General features: G+C 71.0%; 14 protein-coding genes and 1 pseudogene. 4 read left to right on the top strand and 11 right to left on the bottom strand.

Features of this window, described 5'->3' with window-relative positions:
- Position 1 precedes the first annotated feature (1 nt).
- From glf to OV090_RS07675, 6 genes and pseudogenes are all read right to left on the bottom strand, one after another.
- Positions 2-1,089: pseudogene (glf, locus tag OV090_RS50540) on the bottom strand (UDP-galactopyranose mutase).
- On the bottom strand, positions 1,074-2,288 hold the full coding sequence (locus OV090_RS07695; RefSeq protein ID WP_267702858.1) for a glycosyltransferase family 1 protein: 1,215 nt from the start codon (positions 2,286-2,288) through the stop codon (positions 1,074-1,076). Before OV090_RS07695 ends, glf begins: the two are co-directional and overlap by 16 nt.
- Positions 2,285-3,415, bottom strand: coding sequence for a galactokinase (gene galK / locus OV090_RS07690; protein ID WP_267702857.1), 1,131 nt, complete (start codon positions 3,413-3,415; stop codon positions 2,285-2,287). The genes OV090_RS07695 and galK overlap by 4 nt, the downstream gene beginning before the upstream one ends.
- Complete coding sequence (gene galT / locus OV090_RS07685) at positions 3,412-4,491, bottom strand: galactose-1-phosphate uridylyltransferase (protein WP_267702856.1); 1,080 nt, start codon at positions 4,489-4,491, stop codon at positions 3,412-3,414. Before galT ends, galK begins: the two co-directional genes overlap by 4 nt.
- 1 nt (position 4,492) lies before the next feature.
- Positions 4,493-6,334, bottom strand: a complete 1,842-nt coding sequence (locus OV090_RS07680; protein ID WP_267702855.1) for a glycoside hydrolase family 2 TIM barrel-domain containing protein — start codon at positions 6,332-6,334, stop codon at positions 4,493-4,495.
- A 245-nt stretch (positions 6,335-6,579) separates the two neighbouring features.
- Positions 6,580-7,854 carry an aminotransferase class III-fold pyridoxal phosphate-dependent enzyme gene (locus tag OV090_RS07675; protein WP_267702854.1) on the bottom strand — a complete coding sequence of 425 codons (1,275 nt, stop codon included), beginning with the start codon at positions 7,852-7,854 and terminating at the stop codon, positions 6,580-6,582.
- Between the two features lie 541 nt (positions 7,855-8,395).
- Here OV090_RS07675 and OV090_RS07670 point away from each other — a divergent pair.
- Together OV090_RS07670 and OV090_RS07665 are read left to right on the top strand one after the other, a co-directional pair.
- Complete coding sequence (locus tag OV090_RS07670; protein ID WP_267702853.1) at positions 8,396-9,652, top strand: hypothetical protein; 1,257 nt, start codon at positions 8,396-8,398, stop codon at positions 9,650-9,652.
- A gap of 8 nt (positions 9,653-9,660) precedes the next feature.
- Positions 9,661-10,287, top strand: a complete 627-nt coding sequence (locus tag OV090_RS07665; RefSeq protein ID WP_267702852.1) for a hypothetical protein — start codon at positions 9,661-9,663, stop codon at positions 10,285-10,287.
- 5 nt (positions 10,288-10,292) lie between these two features.
- On the opposite strand, the gene OV090_RS07660 is transcribed toward OV090_RS07665, so the two are convergent.
- Positions 10,293-11,576, bottom strand: coding sequence for a carboxypeptidase-like regulatory domain-containing protein (locus OV090_RS07660; protein WP_267702851.1), 1,284 nt, complete (start codon positions 11,574-11,576; stop codon positions 10,293-10,295).
- Between the two features lie 45 nt (positions 11,577-11,621).
- Here OV090_RS07660 and OV090_RS07655 point away from each other — a divergent pair, with 45 nt between their 5' ends.
- Positions 11,622-11,885 (top strand): hypothetical protein, encoded by a 264-nt coding sequence (locus OV090_RS07655; RefSeq protein ID WP_267702850.1) that lies wholly within the window; start codon positions 11,622-11,624, stop codon positions 11,883-11,885.
- Between the two features lie 33 nt (positions 11,886-11,918).
- Here OV090_RS07655 and OV090_RS07650 read toward each other — a convergent pair whose 3' ends face one another.
- The gene (locus OV090_RS07650; protein WP_267702849.1) at positions 11,919-12,626 is read right to left on the bottom strand and encodes an MYXO-CTERM sorting domain-containing protein; all 708 of its coding nucleotides are present in this window, start codon (positions 12,624-12,626) and stop codon (positions 11,919-11,921) included.
- 212 nt (positions 12,627-12,838) lie between these two features.
- On the opposite strand from OV090_RS07650, the gene OV090_RS07645 reads away from it, so the two are divergent.
- Positions 12,839-13,453, top strand: coding sequence for a hypothetical protein (locus tag OV090_RS07645; RefSeq protein WP_267702848.1), 615 nt, complete (start codon positions 12,839-12,841; stop codon positions 13,451-13,453).
- 22 nt (positions 13,454-13,475) lie between these two features.
- Here OV090_RS07645 and OV090_RS07640 read toward each other — a convergent pair whose 3' ends face one another.
- The 3 genes from OV090_RS07640 to OV090_RS07630 all read right to left on the bottom strand — a co-directional run bounded on the left by OV090_RS07640 (position 13,476) and on the right by OV090_RS07630 (position 16,529).
- Positions 13,476-14,105: a hypothetical protein gene (locus OV090_RS07640; protein ID WP_267702847.1), complete on the bottom strand. Its 630-nt coding sequence runs from the start codon at positions 14,103-14,105 to the stop codon at positions 13,476-13,478.
- A 351-nt stretch (positions 14,106-14,456) separates the two neighbouring features.
- Positions 14,457-14,780 carry a helix-turn-helix domain-containing protein gene (locus OV090_RS07635; RefSeq protein ID WP_267702846.1) on the bottom strand — a complete coding sequence of 108 codons (324 nt, stop codon included), beginning with the start codon at positions 14,778-14,780 and terminating at the stop codon, positions 14,457-14,459.
- A 372-nt stretch (positions 14,781-15,152) separates the two neighbouring features.
- Positions 15,153-16,529: a right-handed parallel beta-helix repeat-containing protein gene (locus OV090_RS07630; protein WP_267702845.1), complete on the bottom strand. Its 1,377-nt coding sequence runs from the start codon at positions 16,527-16,529 to the stop codon at positions 15,153-15,155.
- Between the last annotated feature and the right edge of the window lie 275 nt (positions 16,530-16,804).

Genomic DNA, 16,804 nt, shown 5'->3' with positions numbered 1-16,804 from the left:
GTCACCCGCGCAGCCGGGCGTAGAGCGTCAGCGCCTGGGCGACGACCTGGTCCATGTTGTAATAGCGGTAGGTGCCGAGCCGGCCGGCGAAGTGGACGCCCGGGGTGGCGTCGGCGAGGGCCTTGTAGCGGCGGTACAGCTCGGCGTTCTCGGGCCGCGGGACCGGGTAGTACGGGTCGCCGTCGTCGCACGGGTACTCGTAGACGACGCTGGTCTTGGCGTGCTCTTGCCCGGTGAGGTACTTGAACTCGGTGATCCGCGTGTACGGCTGCTCGTTGGGGTAGTTGACGACCGGGGCCGGCTGGAACACCGGGCGGTCGTGGGTCTCGTGCTGGAACCGCAGCGAGCGGTACGGCAGCGGGCCGAATCTGTGGTCGAAGAACTCGTCGACCGGGCCGGTGTAGATCATCTCGCGGTAGGCGACCTCGCCGACGACGTCGCGGTAATCGGCGCCCAGCAGCACCTTGATGCCCGGGTGGGCCAGCATGCGCTCGAACATGCGGGTGTAGCCGTGGCGCGGCATGGCCTGGTAGGTGTCGCTGAAATAGCGGTCGTCGCGGCCGAGGCGGACCGGCACCCGCGCGGTCACCGAGGCGTCGAGCTCGCCGGGGTCGAGGCCCACTGCTTGCGCGTGTAGTTGCGGAAGAACTTGGTGTAGAGGTCGCGGCCGACCCGGCTGACGATCACGTCCTCGGAGGTGCGCACCGCCTCGACGGGCTCGGCGCGGGCGGCGAAGAACTGCTCGAGCTCGAGCGAGGTGAGGCTGAGGCCGTACAGGCGATTGACGGTGTCGAGGTTGATCGGGATCGGCAGCAGCTGGCCCTCGACGCTGGCCAGGACGCGGTGCTCGTAGGGCCGCCAGGCGGTGAAGCGGCCGAGGTAGTCGAACACCTCGCGCGAATTGGTGTGGAAGATGTGCGGGCCGTACCTGTGCACGAGCACGCCGGCGTCGTCGTAATGATCGTAGGCGTTGCCGCCGATGTGCGACCGCCGATCGACCAGGAGCACCCGCTTGCCCGCGCCGGCCGCCAGCCGCTCGGCGAGCACGCTGCCGGCGAAGCCCGCGCCGACGATCAGGTAGTCGAACATGATTCGATCCTCGGGGCGCCGGTCGCCCAATTGGCACGCACTGCGGCGCCGATCAGCGACTCCATCTGCGCCCACGTGTGATCCCACGAGCCGCTGGCGAGGAAGGCGTCGACCTGCTGCAGCCACTCGCCGCGCCGCGTCGATTCGAGGGCGCGACAGGCGGCGGCGACGAAGTCGGCCGGCGCGTCGGCGATGGCGACCAGGCCCTCGCGGCCGTAGGGCTCGACGACGTCGCGGATCGAGGTGGACACGACCGGCCGTCCCGAGGCCAGGTACTCCGGCGTCTTGGTCGGGCTGATGAAGCGCGTCGAGTCGTTGCGGGCGAACGGCATCAGGGCGACGTCCCAGCCGGCGATGTAGGCCGGCAGCTCGGCGTACGGCTTCTGCCCGAGGTAATGGATGTTGGGCCGGCGCGGCAGGGTGGCACGATCGATCTTGGCGACCGGGCCGACCATCACGAAGGTGAAGTCCGGGCGCAGGTCGGCGGCGGCCGCCAGCAGCTCGAGGTCGAGGCGCTCGTCGATGACGCCGAAGTAGCCGAGGCGCGGCCGGCCGAGACCCGCCTGGTCGGGCGGCTCGGGCTGCAGGCCGCGGGCCTGGCGGAAGTGCGAGGCGTCGATGCTGCTGGGGAACAGGTGCGCGCTCGGCCGCAGCGCCCGCTTGGCCTCGTAGAGGCTGCGGCCGCCGGTGAACACCAGATCGGCGCTGCGCAGCAGATCGCGCTCTCGCTCGCGCAGGGCCCGGGGGGCGCCCCAGAAGCCCGACAGCTCGTCCATGCAATCGTACACGGTGGCCGCGGGCACGAGGTGGCGCGTGAAGCCGAGGGCCATCGGCGTGTAGTACCAGAGCACATAATTGCCGAGCCGCTGATCGCCGATCAGGTCGTCGACGAGGCTGCTCAGGATCATCTCGGTCTCGTCGTCGTCGAGGTCGCGCGGCACGTGGGGGACCACCACGGTCACGCCGCAGTCGCGGCGGCTGCACTCCAGCCGCGGCAGGGCGTCGCCGCGGACCGGCTCCTCGACGAAGAAGACCCGCCGCGCCCGGGCGCAGCGCGACAGCAGGTGCTGCGGGCGCTGGTAGACGAAGTCCCAGCGGAGGTGCGACAGACACACTAGATCGTAATCGTAGTCGGTCGCTACCCAGGCCGGGTCGACGCCGCGCCGCGGTGCGGTCCGGTCTTGGTCGAGAGCGCTCATGATTCGAGGTTCATGGGATGGTTTTGTTGAGCGTGCAACCATGGGAGAATGACCACTGGCTCGCGGGGCAGGATCGCCGAGTACGCGGCGACGACGTCGAGCGCGACCGCGGCGGTGTGGGCGTGTGCGGTGAGGATCACGACCGCACCGCCGAAACCACCGCCGGTGAGGCGCGCGCCGAAGACCTCGGGGTGGCGGCGGGCCAGGGCCACCAGCAGGTCGATGGCGGGCAACGAGACCTCGAAGTCGTCGCGCATCGATCGGTGTGATTCGTCGAACAATCGCCCGAGCGCGGGCAGGTCGCCGGCCGTCAATGCGCGTACGGCGTCGAGGACCCGCTGGTTCTCGTGGACGACGTGGCGGGTGCGCCGCGCCAGCGGCTCGGGGAGGCCGGCGATCCGCGGGTCGCTGGCGTCGACGTCGCGGAGCTGCCAGACGCCGAGCAGCGCCGCGGCCTGCTCACATTCGGCCCGGCGGGTCTTGTAATGACCGGTGCTGTGATCGTGCGGCACGCCGGAGTCGATGACGACGAGGCCGAGCTGCGGCGGCAAGGCGATCGATTCGACGACCCGAGAGCGGGTGTCGATGAACAGCGCGGAGCCCTCGTCGCCGCGGCTGCAGACCAACTGGTCCATGATGCCGACCGGCGCGCCGACGAATTCCGTCTCGGCGCGGTGGGCCAGGGCGGCCAGGACGTCGTCGTCGAACGCCAGCGAGAACAGCTTGCGCAGGCCGCGGAGCAGCGCGACCTCGAGGGCGGCGCTGGACGACAGGCCGCTGCCGACCGGCACGTCCGAGTCGACGTGGAGCTCGAAGCCGGCCAGCGGGCGCCCCTCGCCGGCGAGGATGGCGGTGACGCCCTGCACATAGTCGACCCAGCCGCCGGTCTTGCGCTCCGCGCCGAGCTCGTAGCCGACCACGCCGGGGCGCTGGGCGCTGGCGGCCCGCACGGCCCGATCGGCGCGCCGCTTCAGCTGCACGCGGGTGCGCTGCGGCAGCGCGGTCGGCAGGACGAAGCCGCCGTTGTAGTCGGTGTGATCGCCGATCAGGTTGACGCGACCGGGGGCGCTGGCGCAGACGTCGCTGCCGTGGCCGAACAGCGCGGCGAAGACGTCGCGGCCCGTCATTCGAGCTCCACCTCGACGGCCCGCAGCTCGGCGGCCTTGAGTTCGGGCAGGGTCTCGGCGGTGAACACCCCGGCGCCGAGCTCGGTGCCGGCGAGGTACTTGAGCCGGCCGGGCATGCGATACGGCGGGTAGAACTCGATGCGCAGCTGGGTCTCGGGGTGCAGCTCGCCGTCGCTCGGGGCCTGGTAGCAGGCCATCACGTAGGGGAAGGGGCGGCCCCACAGGCCGTCGTACTTGAGCAGCGTGGTCTTGAGCGCGCGCGCGAGGTCGGCCCGGATCTCGGTGTCGAGCGCGAGGAGGGACGGGCAGGGCACACGCGGGGTGACCCACACCTCGTAGGCGTAGCGGGCGCACACGGGCACGAGGGCGACCGCCCGCGGGCCGCGGTAGAGCACCCGCTCGTCGGCCGCGAGCTCGGCCTCGAGCAGCTCGAGCGCGAGGGGGCGGCCGTGCAGGGCGTGGTAGCGCTCCTCCTGCGCGAGCACGCGGGCGGGCAGCGGCGGCACGAAGGGGTAGGCGTAGATCTGGCCGTGCGGGTGGTGCAGGGTGACGCCGACCTCGACGCCGCGGTTCTCGAACGGGAACACGTAGGCGAGCTCGCCGCGGCGGCCGAGGTCGGCGGTGCGGTCGGCCCAGACGTCGAGGATGAGCTCGATCTGCGCCAGCGGCAGGGTCCCCAGCGATTGCCCGGGGTCGCGCGAGAACACCACGACCTCGCAGGCGCCGACGCCCGGGGCGGTGTCGACGATCTGCGGCGGGGGGGCGCCCGCGTCGGCCGACAGCGAGGGGTACAGGTTGTCGAACACCGCGACGTCCCACGCGCTGCCGGGCACCTCGGTCGACTGATGGGGGTCGCTCGAAGGCAGCAAGGGGTTGTACTCGGGCGGCGGCAAGAAGGTGCGGGTCTGGCGATGGGTGGCGTACACCACCCATTCGGCGCGCAGCGGGTGCCAGCGCATGTGCGAGCCGCCGTGCCCGCCGCGCGGCCCTTCGACGTCGCACTCGGGCGGCGGCGAGGTGCGGCCGTAGAGGTGGAGCAGGCGACCGTCGGGCTTGACGAGGCTGCGCTTGAACACGCTAGACCTCCTGCCCGTGGTGGCCGTGGTCGTCGTGCGGCGTCGGCGGCCCGAGGCCGTTGAGCGCGGCGATCCGCTCGATCGGCAGCTTGGGCGTGCGGTCGGCGAACAAGAGGCCGTTGGCCTCCTGATAGGTGTCGGCGAACTGCGTATAACAATAGCCGGCGAGGATGTCCTGGGCGCGCACGACGGTGAAGAGCGCGTGCAGGCGGCGCTCGAGCTCGCCGACGTCGTTCGAGCGGCTGTAGCCCCAGGTGCCGCGGCGGTCGTCCGAGAAGGCGATGCCGCCGAACTCCGACAGGACCACGGGGTGGTCGAAGGACTGGAAGTTGCCGAGGACGAGCTCGCGGCCGCCGAAGCGCTCGCGCTCGTAGAGGTTGTTGCGCACGTTCGGGGCCTGGTAGCGCAGCAACATCCGCGCCGGGTCGACCTCGTAGTCGTGGATGCCGATGATGTCGGTGGCGACGCTCTCCCACCCGTCGTTGCCGACGACCGGCCGGTTGGGGTCGAGGGTCTTGGTGAGGTGATACAGCGCGGTGACGTAGTGCCGCTCGGACGGGTTGTCGGGCAGGTTCGGCACGCCCCACGACTCGTTGAACGGCACCCACGCGACGATGCAGGGGTGGCTGCTGTCGCGCGTCAGCACCTGGATCCACTCCTGGATGAGGGCCTGCACGGACCGCCCGGTGAAGCGGTAGGCGCTCGGCATCTCCTCCCACACCAGGAGGCCGAGGTGGTCGGCCCAGTAGAGATAGCGCGGGTCCTCGATCTTCTGGTGCTTGCGCACCGCGTTGAAGCCCATGGCGAGGACCAACTCGACGTCGCGCCGCAGCGCGGCGTCGTCAGGGGCGGTGATGCCGGTGTCGGGCCAGTAGCCCTGATCGAGGATCATGCGCAGGCGGATCGGCCGGCCGTTCAGCAGGATCTGGTCGCGGTGGACCGCGATCGTGCGCAGGGCGGTGTAGCTGCGCACCGCGTCGACGACGACGCCGTGGTCGTCGACGAGCTCGAGTTCGGCGTCGAGCAGGTTGGGCGAGCCCGGGCACCACAGCAGCTCGTTGCGCGCGTCGTCGATGCCGGGATCGGAGAGGGGGATCCGCCGGTGCAGCTCGTTGTGGGTGCACTGGTACTGATCGTCGACGAGAAGGCGGCTGCCGCTGAACAGCCGCAGCCGCAGGCTCAGGGTCGCCGGCACGAGGCCGGCGAGCTGCGCCGAGAACCCGATCTCCCAGCGGAAGAGGTTCGAGGTCCAGCGCAGGTGCGCGACGTGGACGTGAGGCACGCGCTCGAGCCAGACGCTCTGCCAGATGCCGGTGGTGCGCGGGTACCAGATCGAGTGCGGCTGCTCCTGCCAGTCCTGCTTGCCGCGCGGCTTGGCGAGGTCGTGCGGGTCGTCGATGGCGCGCACGACCAGCTCGATCGGCTTGCCGGCGCCACCCATTCGCGTGACCTCGACCGAGAACGGGGTGTAGCCGCCCTCGTGGGTAGCCACGTGGGCGCCGTCGATCCACACGGTGGCGGCGTGGTCGACCGCGCCGAAGCGGACGAACAGCCGCTCGCGCGGCGAGGCGGCCGGGAGGATCAGGTGGCGCCGGTACCAGCAGGCGACGAAGTAGCCGCGCTCGCCGACGCCGCTGCGCTCGGTCTCCGGCGCGAAGGGGACCTCGATCGAGCCCTTCCAGGCGACCTCTGCGGGGTGCCGCCATTGGCCCGTGCGATCGATCGCAAAGTCCCACGCGCCGTCGAGGCTGACCCAGCTGTCGTCGGCCCGCCGCAGCAGCGGGCGCGGATAGCCGCGGCCCGTCGGCGTGAGGTCGGAGTTCGTATGCGGGGGGCCGGGCACGTTACGCTCGTCGACAGCACGGGGCGGATCTCGAGGCGCGCCGCGCCGGGGCTGCGCGGACGGCCGCTCGCCGCGGCGCTCGCAGTCTTGCTCGCTCGGCGCCGCGGTCCGCCGAGCATGGGCCAGCTTCGCGCGCTGACAAGCGAAGCCGGGCGTAAAAAAGTGCGACGAGGAGCGAGCTCCAGGGTAAGTCCCAGGGCGCCGCGGACGCGACGATTGGCGCCTGTCATGACAATCGCAGTCATTCATGGGTGCGACGGATCCAGCGACGAATGATGCCTGGCCGCCGCCGCGAGCATCGCGGCCTCGGCGGCGGCGAGGGTGCGATCGATGTCGTCGTCGGAGTGGGCGGCGCTGACGAACCAGAGGTGGCGCGGGTGCAGCAAGATCCCGCGCTGCAGCATCTCGGTGTAGAAGGTCGCCGCGGCCGCGTCGCGCACGCGCGGGTCGGGGTGGGTGAAGCGCAGGAACGGCATCGGCGGCAGCGGCTCGCCGTAGGCCACGGCGGGCACGCGGTGGCGCTCGGCGGCGGCCTGCAGGCCGGCGATGAGGCGCTCGCCGAGGCGCCACACGTGGCCGGTGACGTCGGAGCGGTCGAGGACGTCGAGGACGGCGAGCGCGGCGGCGAGGCCGGTGGTCTCGCCGTGGTAGGTGGCCGACATGTGAAGCTCGGCGCCGTGGCGCATGACGTCGCGGCGGCCGACTACCGCGGCGACGGGCCAGCCGTTGCCGAGCGCCTTGCTGAGGGTGGTCAGATCGGGGACGACGCCGGCCCACTGTTGAAAGGAGCCGGGGCGAATGCGCAGACCGGTCTTGATCTCGTCGAGGATGAACACGGAGCCGTGCTCGCGCGCGAGCTCGGCGAACCGCTGGGCGAGCTCGGGGCGCGAGGACGGCATCATCTCGGGCGCGAGGATCACCGCGGCGACCTCGCCGGGGTGGGCCCGCAGCAGCTCGCGCAGCGACTCCGGCTCGTCGGGCCGGAACTCGAGGACCTGGCGGTCGAGCCCGTCGGGCACGAAGTCGGCCAGCGGGAGGCACCAATCGTGCCACCCGTGATAGCCGCAGCGTGCGACGCGGCGCCGACCGGTGGCCCGCCGCGACAGTCGCAGCGCGGCAGTGGTGGCGTCGGACCCGGTCTTGAAGAAGGCGCCCATCTCGGCCCCGGGCAGCCGCGCGACCAGGCGCTCGACGAACTCGAGGTGCAGCGGGTGGTTGAGCGTCAGCAGGTTGCCGCGACGGGCCTGCGCGAAGGCGGCGCGGTCGACCTCCTCGTGGGCGTAGCCGAGGAGGAGCGGGCCGTATGCCATGACGTAGTCGATGTATTCGTGGCCGTCGACGTCCCACACGCGACTGCCGGCGCCGCGCTCGAAGTACATCGGCGAATCGGCGGGGGTCACCAGCGGCCGACCGGACAGGTGATAGCCGCCGGGGATCAGGGCCCGCGCGCGCGTCAGAAGTTGTTGCGAGGTCGTGAACGTGCGCGACGATGACGAGAGGGCGAGGTCGTGGTGATTCACGGCGACGGGGTGTGTCAGCGATCGCGCGCGACGCATCCCGGGCGCCGCCACACGCCGATGCACGCCGCGGACGCCCCGCGCACCCGTGAGCCCGGCCGCGTGCGCGGGCCCGCCGCCGTCGGACCAGAAGGCTTGCGCCCGCCGAGCGGCCCGGCGCGGGGGTCGCTCGAGCCGGCCGACGACCCGTGACTCGCGTCGCAGTTCGGAGCGACGCGAGTCCGGTGTCGCCGAGCTCGATGAGGATCGACGAGGCCGAGGGGTCTGCCCAGGTCGTCGCTGCGGTCCGGAGGGCGCCGCGGTCCGGGCGAATCGGCGCACACGCTCGATATCGATGCTCGCGCTGCAGCGATAGCGAAGAGCGGGCTCTCCGCACGAATGGTGGCAGTCGGGGGCGAAGCCGGCGCGACGATCGGGGACGGGCTACAGCGCTGCAGGGAGCGAGCGAGTGGCGGCGGCGAGGGTCGGTGTTACCGGATCGAACGCTCCCCACGACGCGCGGTGCGAAACAGCGCGTCCACAGCGGGGATGAAGGAGAGTCTCCATGGGCTTCAATCCGCTCGCCGAGAAAGGGATCCCGCTCGAGAAGCAGATCCGCAACTGGTCGGAGCTCAACGTCCAGCCGTTCGACAAGCGCGAGGTGCATCCGTACACGCGCGCGCGCGTGATCGTGATGAACGGCATCGAGGTCGAGTCCGTCATGTTCTCCCACCAGTTCGCGCGCCACACCGACGACTGGGCGGTCAAGCGCCAACTCGCGCTGGTGCGGCGGGTCGACCAACAGCAGCAGAAGGCGGTCAACTGGCTGCTCCCCGGGGACCAGAGCGTGCTCGAGACCACCCTGGCCTACGAGCAGGTGGCGATCGATCTGACCGCGTGGCTGGCCCGCACCGAGCCGAACCCGTACCTGCAGCAGGTGCTGCACTTCGGCCTGCTCGAGGACTTCGATCACCTGTACCGCTACGCCAACCTCATCGACCTCGTCGAGGGGCCCAAGCGGGTCCACGAGATCGTCGGCAACCTGACCGAGGTGATGCCGGGGCGGCCGACGGTGGTCGAACACCGCCACCCGTACGACGAGGTCCGGCGCCACTTCGAGACCCACACCGTCGACCCGCTGTCGCGGCTGCACTCGATGACGATCGTGGCGGCCGAGCAGCAGACCATGAACTTCTACATGAACGTCGGGCCGACCTACGTGCCGCCGCTGGCGCGCGGCCTGTACCTCGAGATCGCGGAGATCGAGGAGCAGCACGTGACGCAGTACGAGTCGCTGCTCGACCCGCTGGACTCGTGGTTCGAGCGCGAGCTGTTCCACCACTACAACGAGTGCTACCTGTACTGGTCGTTCATGAAAGACGAGGTGGACCCGCGGATCCGCAAGCTGTGGGAGCTGCACCTGGCGATGGAGATCGAGCACGTCCGGGTGGCCGGCGAGCTGCTGCGCCGCCACGAGGGCACCGATCCGGCGGAGCTGCTGCCGGCGGAGCTGCCCGAGCCGACGCGCTTCCAGGAGAACAAGCAGTACATCCGCAAGGTCCTGGCCGCGGAGATCGACCTCACCTCGGTGGGGCTCGACTTCGTCCCGCTGACGGCGCTGCCGACGGACGCGCGCTACTTCAAGTACCAGGCGGCGGTGAACGGCGGGATCAAGGTGCCGAGCGAGGAGGTCATCGATCGCCACGTGGAAGAGTTCGGCGACGACTTCCGCCTGACCACCGAGGGCCCGCACCCGATCCCCGCGCTGCGCTCGCGCCCCCACGCCGATATCGAGGACGTCGCCGACGAGGCGGAGGAATAGGAGGACCCATGGCAACCTTGACGGTCACGAAGGACAAGGGCGGCGTCAGTCGACGCGAGGGCATGACTGTGATCGAGCCGGCGCTGGTGGTGCCGCTGGCGAAGCTGAAGGCGATCGGCAAGCAGGCCGGGCTCGACGGGGTGTTCGTCGCCGACTTCGTCAGCGCGCTGGCGATGCACGAGCGGCACGCGGCCCGCGTGGCGATGGCGGCGGCGGAGCAGACCGAGCGGCCCAAGCGGCGCAAGACTTACGAGAAGCTGGCGCAGCTGCACGCGGAGCGCACGGGGGCGTTAGAGGCGCTGCTGGCCAAGCTCAAGCTGCCGGCGCTGTACGTCAGCCCGGCGAGCCGCGCGGCCGGGCACATGGTGGCGGCGCTGGCCCAGGCGCCGCTGCTCGCGGGCTCGGTCGACGCCGAGGGGCGCGAGTGCATGCTCCTCGACGTCGCGTTCTTGCTGGCCGAGCAGTCGCTGGCGAACACCGAGGCGCTCACCGCAGTGGCGGCCGCGGCCGCGGCCTCGACGACGCGGACGACGCTGGTGAAGACGGCCAAGCTGCTGGCGGCGAACGTGGCGCTGTTCGAGAAGGTGCGGGCGCTGCGGAAGGCGTCGATCGTGCAGGCGGCGCGCAAGAAGTAGGCGCGTCAGGGCCCGGCGACGAAGTCGACGTCGACCGCGTCGCCGGCGGTGATGTCGACGGCCTGGCTCTCGGAACATGTGAGAATCGCGTGGGTGCACGCGACCTCGCGCGGGCCGGGGAGCAGGCCGAGGAGCGCGTAATAACCGTGCGCGTCGGTGCGGGTGACGTGCAGGCCCGAGGCGACCGCCGCGTCGGCGACGCCGTGGCCGGCGCCGTCGACCACCCGGCCGCGGATCGCGTGCGTGCCCGGTCGCGCGGCCACCGTGGCGAACAGCCACTGCTGCGCGGCCTGGCGCGAGGCGGCGTCGTCGGCCATCCAGGCGTCGGTGTGACCGACGCCGGGGACGGCGAGGCTGGTCACCGGATAGCCGAACCCGGTGAGCAGCTCGACGCCCTTGAGGCTGTTGGCCGCGCCGCCGTCGTCGACTGCGCCCCACGACAGCCAGGCGGCCCGGCCGCGCACGCGCTGCATTCGCGTCGCCGAGCCTGCGCCCTGGTCGGGGGTCAATGGCGTGACCACGTCGGCGTGGCTGTGCATCACGAAGCCGAGCCAGGCGTCGGCGATGGTGGCGTCATTCAGGCCGACGAAGCTGGTGCCGATCGCGCCGCGCGAGAAGCCCGCGACCACCACCGCGCCGGGATCGAGGCCAAAGGCGTCGACCGTGCGGCCCAGCTGGGTCTGCCAGTAGGCGATCGTGGCCGGCACGTCGCCCCAGCCGTAATCGAGGTTGGCGCCGCCCTCGATGTAGGGCAGGACCAGCCAGGCGTAATGACGACAGCCGGCGAGGTAGTAGCCGAGAGTGGCGTCGTCGACCTTGCCGGTGAAATCGCCGTACTTGTTGCACGGCGACTCGACGATCACGGGGTAGCGCCGTCCAGGCTGCCAGTCGGGCGGCAGATAGAGGCCGTGGTAGATGCCGGTGCCGCGGTGCTCGGGGGCGACGACCTTGACGAAGGCGCCGGGGGCCGGGTCGCCGTCGGTCAGCGGCGGGCGCGGCGGACAGCTCGGCGCGTCGTCGACGAGCTCGACGGTGAGCTGCGCGGTGGCCTGCAGGCCGGCGGCGCTGACGAGGATGTTCGCGGCGCCGGCCGCCGTGTTGCTGGCCTGGAAGGTGCCGCCGTGGCGCGTGATCGTGCCGAGCGCCGGCTCGGCGAGGCTCCACTCCGCCTCGACCGGGACCTCGTGGCCGCGCTCGTCGAGGCCGACCGCCGTGAACTGCGCGGGAAACGACCAGCCGCTGGCGACCGTGACGACGACCTGCGGTGGATCGATCTGCAGCGCGACCACGGCCCCGTCGGGCCCCGTCGAGGTGTCACCGGTGACGCTGCTGTGGTGCTCGAGGTCGTCGAGGTCGTGGCGGTCGTCGTCGAGGTCGTCGTCGAGGTCGTCGTCGAGGTCGTGGGCTCGGGGGCGAGCGAGCCGCCGGTGGTGCTCGTGCTCGAGGTCGTGTTCGCGGCGGGCTCGGTCGCGGTCGCGGTCGGGTCGGCCTCGCTGGTCGGGCAGCCCGTGAGCGCCTGCAAGGCGACGCCGCCGATCGCCCACCACCCGGATGCTCGCATGTCCGGCATCGTACATCAGGGCGGGCGCGGCCGGTGACATGTCCTCTGGGACATGTGCATTTGCGGGCGCTCAGCGCCGGCGGCGGAGGCCGGGGACGAGCAGGAGCGCGAGCGCGAGGCCGAGGACGTCGGGGCCGCTCGCACCGGTGCTACAGGCGCAGCCCTTGTCGCCGTCGGCCGGGTCGCCGCCCGACGCGGACGGGTCGTCGCCGGTGGTGCTGCCGGTCGAGTCGGTGCCGGGGCCGTCGCCGGTCGCGGAGCTGGTGGGGGCGCTGCCGGTCTCGCCGGTCTCGCCCTCGGTCGCAGAGCCGCTGGCGTCGGTGTCGGTCGCCTCGCCCTCGACGACCTCGATGATGACGACCGACTGCTCGAGGGCGCCGCCGGGCCCCTCGCCCTGGGCGCTCAGCATGTACTTGTCGGGCGCCAGGGACAGGTCGAGCATGCACGGCGACGGTCCGGCGGCGCACACGTCGTCCTTGACCTCGGTCCACGGGCCGTCGCCGTCGAGCCGGGTCTTGCTGACCAGGTGAATGTCGGCGCCGTCGAAGGTGGGGTCGAACTCGATGATGACCTGGACCTTGGCCTCGGGGGCGCCGACGAAGACGTCGTTGGTGGCGGGCTCGACGATGGTGATGAGCTGCGGCGCCTCGCCGGTGGTCTCGGGGAAGGTGTCGGAGTCGGATTCGCTGGTGGTGACCGCGATCGAGGCGGCCGCCGCCGGGGCGACGCCGAGCAGCGAGACGACGAGGGCAGAAATGCGCAAGCCAAGAGACGACATGAAGAGGGGCTACCAACCCGCGCAGGCCCGGTCAACCGCGACAGCGCTGTCACGCTCACGACGGCGCTGTCAGCGGGGCAGCGAGAGAATTCATGGACATGTCCGAAAGGACATGTTTTCGCAAAGGCGCGACGATCGCCGGGGGGCTCGTGCTGCCGGGGGGCGGGTGCGAGCCGCGGCGAGTTGGTCCGACAATTGCTGGATGCAGCGGCATGCCGATTGCTCGTGTCGTCTGCGGTTTTTTGTGCGTCCTGTCGCTCGTGCTCGCCTGCACCGAAAAGAACGACGGCTCGACCGACGGCCCCGAGGACGAGACGACAGGCACCGCGACGACCGAGCCGCAGTCGACCGCGGGCGACTCGACGACCGCGGGCGATTCGACGACCGCGGCGCCCTCCGGGAACTGTGAATGCAGCGAGGGCGATCCTTGCGCGGTGGCGCTGTGCGAGACCGTCGCGTGGACCGACGACGAAGAGGCCGGCGACGACGCGCAGCTCGTTGCGAACCTGAAGTGCGCGCTGGAGGCCCTGCGCGATCGCAAGGTCGGGACCGTCCGCTGGACCTTTCAGGCCGGCAGCGGCCAGTTCGACGAATACGGGCACTACCAGATCTTGGCGGACGGGACCGCCATCGAGTCCCGGGGCGGGGTGGGCGACCTGTGCTGGTGGGTCGAAGACCCGGTCACCCTCGTGACTCTGAAGAGCCCCGCGACGTTCACGGAATGTCTGGCGATGCCGGATCCCGCCGAACACTTCCACTGCCTCCGACTCGCCTCGGAGGCCGACCAGGAGACCTGCATCGAAGGCGAGACGGACTGCGGCGTGTGAGCCGCGGGACCGCGCGCCGGGCTCAGCCGGCGACGAGCGCCTTGAACAGCGGGACGAGCAGCTCGTCGGTGCCCGACGGCGCGACTACGTCGATCCACGGCGCGGGCTGGAACGACGCGGTGGTGCCGTCGCGCACGCCTGTGCCGCCGAGGACCAGCTTGAGCTGCGGGTGACGGCGCTTGAGCCGGCGACCGACGGCGAGGGCGGCATTGGTCTGGAACGATTCGCAGGCGAACCCGATCACCGCGGGGACGCCCGCGAGCTCGACGCGAGCGCAGGCGTCGCGCAAAAACTCGGGGACGACCTCGTCGCGGATCCGCCGCAACCAGCGACGCGGTTCGCCGAGCACCCGCAGGGGACCGAGGTCGGCCGCGAAGCGCTCGAGAAACGCGTCGTCGCCGGGACCGACGCGATCGCCGTAGGCATGGCTCGAGAACAGCCACTCGCCGAACTTGCCGACCCCGTCGTTCTCGCTGAGCTCGCGGTAGGCGCCGCGGCCGATCTTGGCGACGAGCAGGGGCTTCAGATCCAGCACACGGGCGGTGAGGCCGGCGGCCCGGAGCCGCGCGCCGAGGCGATAGGGAGCCAGCGGGACGGGACCTAGCACCCGAAATGGCACGTCGAGCAAAGTGACGGTCCGAGCTGCTTGCATATACCCCCATGGTACCGAATCCACGGGGCGAGCGCTCGGCGTCGACCCTGTCTTCGTAATGAGGAATCGGTCGCGCGGGCGCCCGCGGGCGCCCGTGGGCGCCCGCCCGCGGGGCTCGCTCCATTGGAGGGCGCCCGGCACCTCGCAGGTACGGCCATTGCGGCCCTCACGCCGAGACGCCCTGGTCGGTCGCAAATCCGTCCTCTGCGCAGCTCGCTGGATCGGCCGCGGCGCGCCGGGGGCTGCGGGGCCGGAGGTGGGGCGCGCGGCCCTCGGTGCTCTCGCACCCGCGGCGCGGGCGAGAGCGCCGCTGCGCAGGCGACGAATCATCGGCTCGGATCCAAGGCCGACTCAAGACTCCGATCCATGGCGCGGCCAGACGAGCCCGAGCTTGACGATGCGGCGCTTGAGGGAATGCCGCGTGATGCCGAGAGCGGCCGCGGCGTGGACGAGGGAGCCTGCGGTCGCTAGCGCCTGCTCGCAGAGGCGGCGCTCGGCGGCCTCCAGGTTGAAGCTGTCGAGCACGACCGGCTGCGAGGCCCGGCTCGCCGCATTCGCCGCGGCCGGCGGCGAATGTCGTGAGGACCCCGCGGCGGGCCGGCGCGAACGACCGGGCAGGAGACCGGCCGCCGCCCATTCGTGAATGATCCGAGTCGCCACCTCGGCCGCCTGCACAGGCGGGTGGGGGATGCTCGTGTACTGCATGTTTGTGCAGTACCATGGCGCGTCGGACGCTGGAAGCGTGAGCGCGCCTCTGCCTGCACAAACGTCGACTGGACGCATCTACAGGCCGCGCCGGGACCGCCGCGCCCGGGCAGCCGGCGAAGTTCGCCCGCGGCGCCGACCGGCGCGGCGGGCGGCAGGCCGTCGCCGAGCTTCGCGGCGCCGACCTCGATTGCATCTTCGCCGCCTGTGACGACGGCCTCATCCACAGCGCCGCGGGCGAGCACGGCAACTCGCCCGAGATGACGGCTGCAGCTCGAGCCGGGCACGTGCGGCCCGCGGGGCGACCCTGTCGACGCGGGCTCTGCCGTCGACGGGGCCGACTCAGCGTTCGTAGGGGCCGACGTCCGGCGCCACGCCCTTCGGGCGGGACTTGCCGTCGAAGTCGAAGGCCGGGGCGTATTCGGGGCTGCCGGCGTCGATCATCGGGCTCGTCGGGCCGAGGTGGAAGTCGCCGTCGGGGTCGAGCGCGTAACCGACGAGCTGCGGATCGTCCGTCGTGGGGTTGTCGCCGCTCGGCTCGGTCAAATAAAAGTTGTTGTGGGAGACCAGGTGATTCGGCCCGTCGTACAGCACGATCCCGACGCGGTCGTCGTACAGGATATTGTTCGTCACGTAATAGTCGGTGAACTCGCAGGTGATCTGGCCGCACGGCGAGTCGCCGTTGCCGAGCACGATCCCCTCGGTGTTCGAGGTCAGGTTGTTGGAGACGGTGACGTAGTTGGCGTTGTGCCAGCCGTGGATGCCCCAGCCCGAGACGTTGTAGACGATGTTGTTGTAGATCTTCGCGTGCGGGTGCGAGACGTAGATGCCCTGGACGAGCCCGGCGTTTTCGCCGGGGTTGCCGATGTCGTGGACGAAGTTGTTGAAGATCTCGACGTCCTCGCCCTGATACGGCTTCTGCGACACCCAGCCGGCGGAGAGGATGCCCGCGCCGCCGCTGCCGCCGCGGGTCTTGGCGACGATCCCGTACACGTGGTTGTTGAAGATCCGGCAGTGGTTGGCGAGCTGTCCGTCTCCGTTGGAGATGCCGAGGCCGATGCTCTCGTCGGTGGTGGTGACCTCGAAGCCGTCGATGTCGACGTAGTCGCCGACGTTCTGCAGCGGGATCGTCGGGGCGGAGACCTTGGCCTGCCAGCGCTCGACCGAGACGTAGTGAATGCGCGCATCCGCGGTCCCGTGGGCGGTGTTCTTGAAGGCCCCGTAGTCGCCGGGGTAGACGCAGACGGTGTCACCCGCGGCGACGATGCCGGTGGCTGCCTTGATCGTGGCGAGCGCCTGGTCCTTGGCCTTGCCGGAGTTGCCGTCGTCACCGGTGAGCTGGTCGACGAAGAGGGTGCAGCCGCGCTCGTCGAAGGTGGTCGACGGCGGCTCCTCGTCGTCGCCCGAGGTCGTGCTGCTGCTGCTGCTGTCGCCGGTGCTGTCATCGTCGCCGGTCGACCCGCTGGTGGTGCCGGTGACCCCTTCGCTGTCGGAGGTGGTCGGGCCGGAGGTGCTGCCTTCGCTGGTCGTGGTCGTGGGCGAGAGGCTGTCGTCGGCCGTGCTGCTCCCGGTGTCGGCGGTGGCCGTCTCGCTGCCGCCGCTGCTGCTACCGGTGCTCCCGTCGTCGGTGGTGTTCGGCGAGGACGAGCAGGCGAGCAGCGTCGCGCCGATGATGCAGGTGAAGATCGACGAATGGTTCTCTCGAGCCAATAGTGACATGGGGGCGAGAAGCTATGGGCCGACCGAATCGGTGTCAATATGAGATCGGGATGGGTGCCGAAGGCCGCAGACATGCCCGCTGTCGCTCACGTGCTCCATCAATTGGGCGTGGAGACCCTACGGTCCGCGCGCGTCGCCGTCGAGGCAGCGTCGAATGAAGATCGGGGAGCCGGTCGCTCCAGGGGGACTCACTCGTCGATCACGATCCCGCGGGTGCGTTCCAAGGCGGACCACCCTCGGTTGGTAGCCGATACCGCGGCATCCGCACTCGCCGA

Origin of the sequence: Nannocystis sp. RBIL2 (genome assembly GCF_026626745.1) — a bacterium.
Lineage (GTDB): Bacteria > Myxococcota_A > Polyangia > Nannocystales > Nannocystaceae > Nannocystis.
This window is presented reverse-complemented; position numbering and strand designations above follow the sequence as displayed.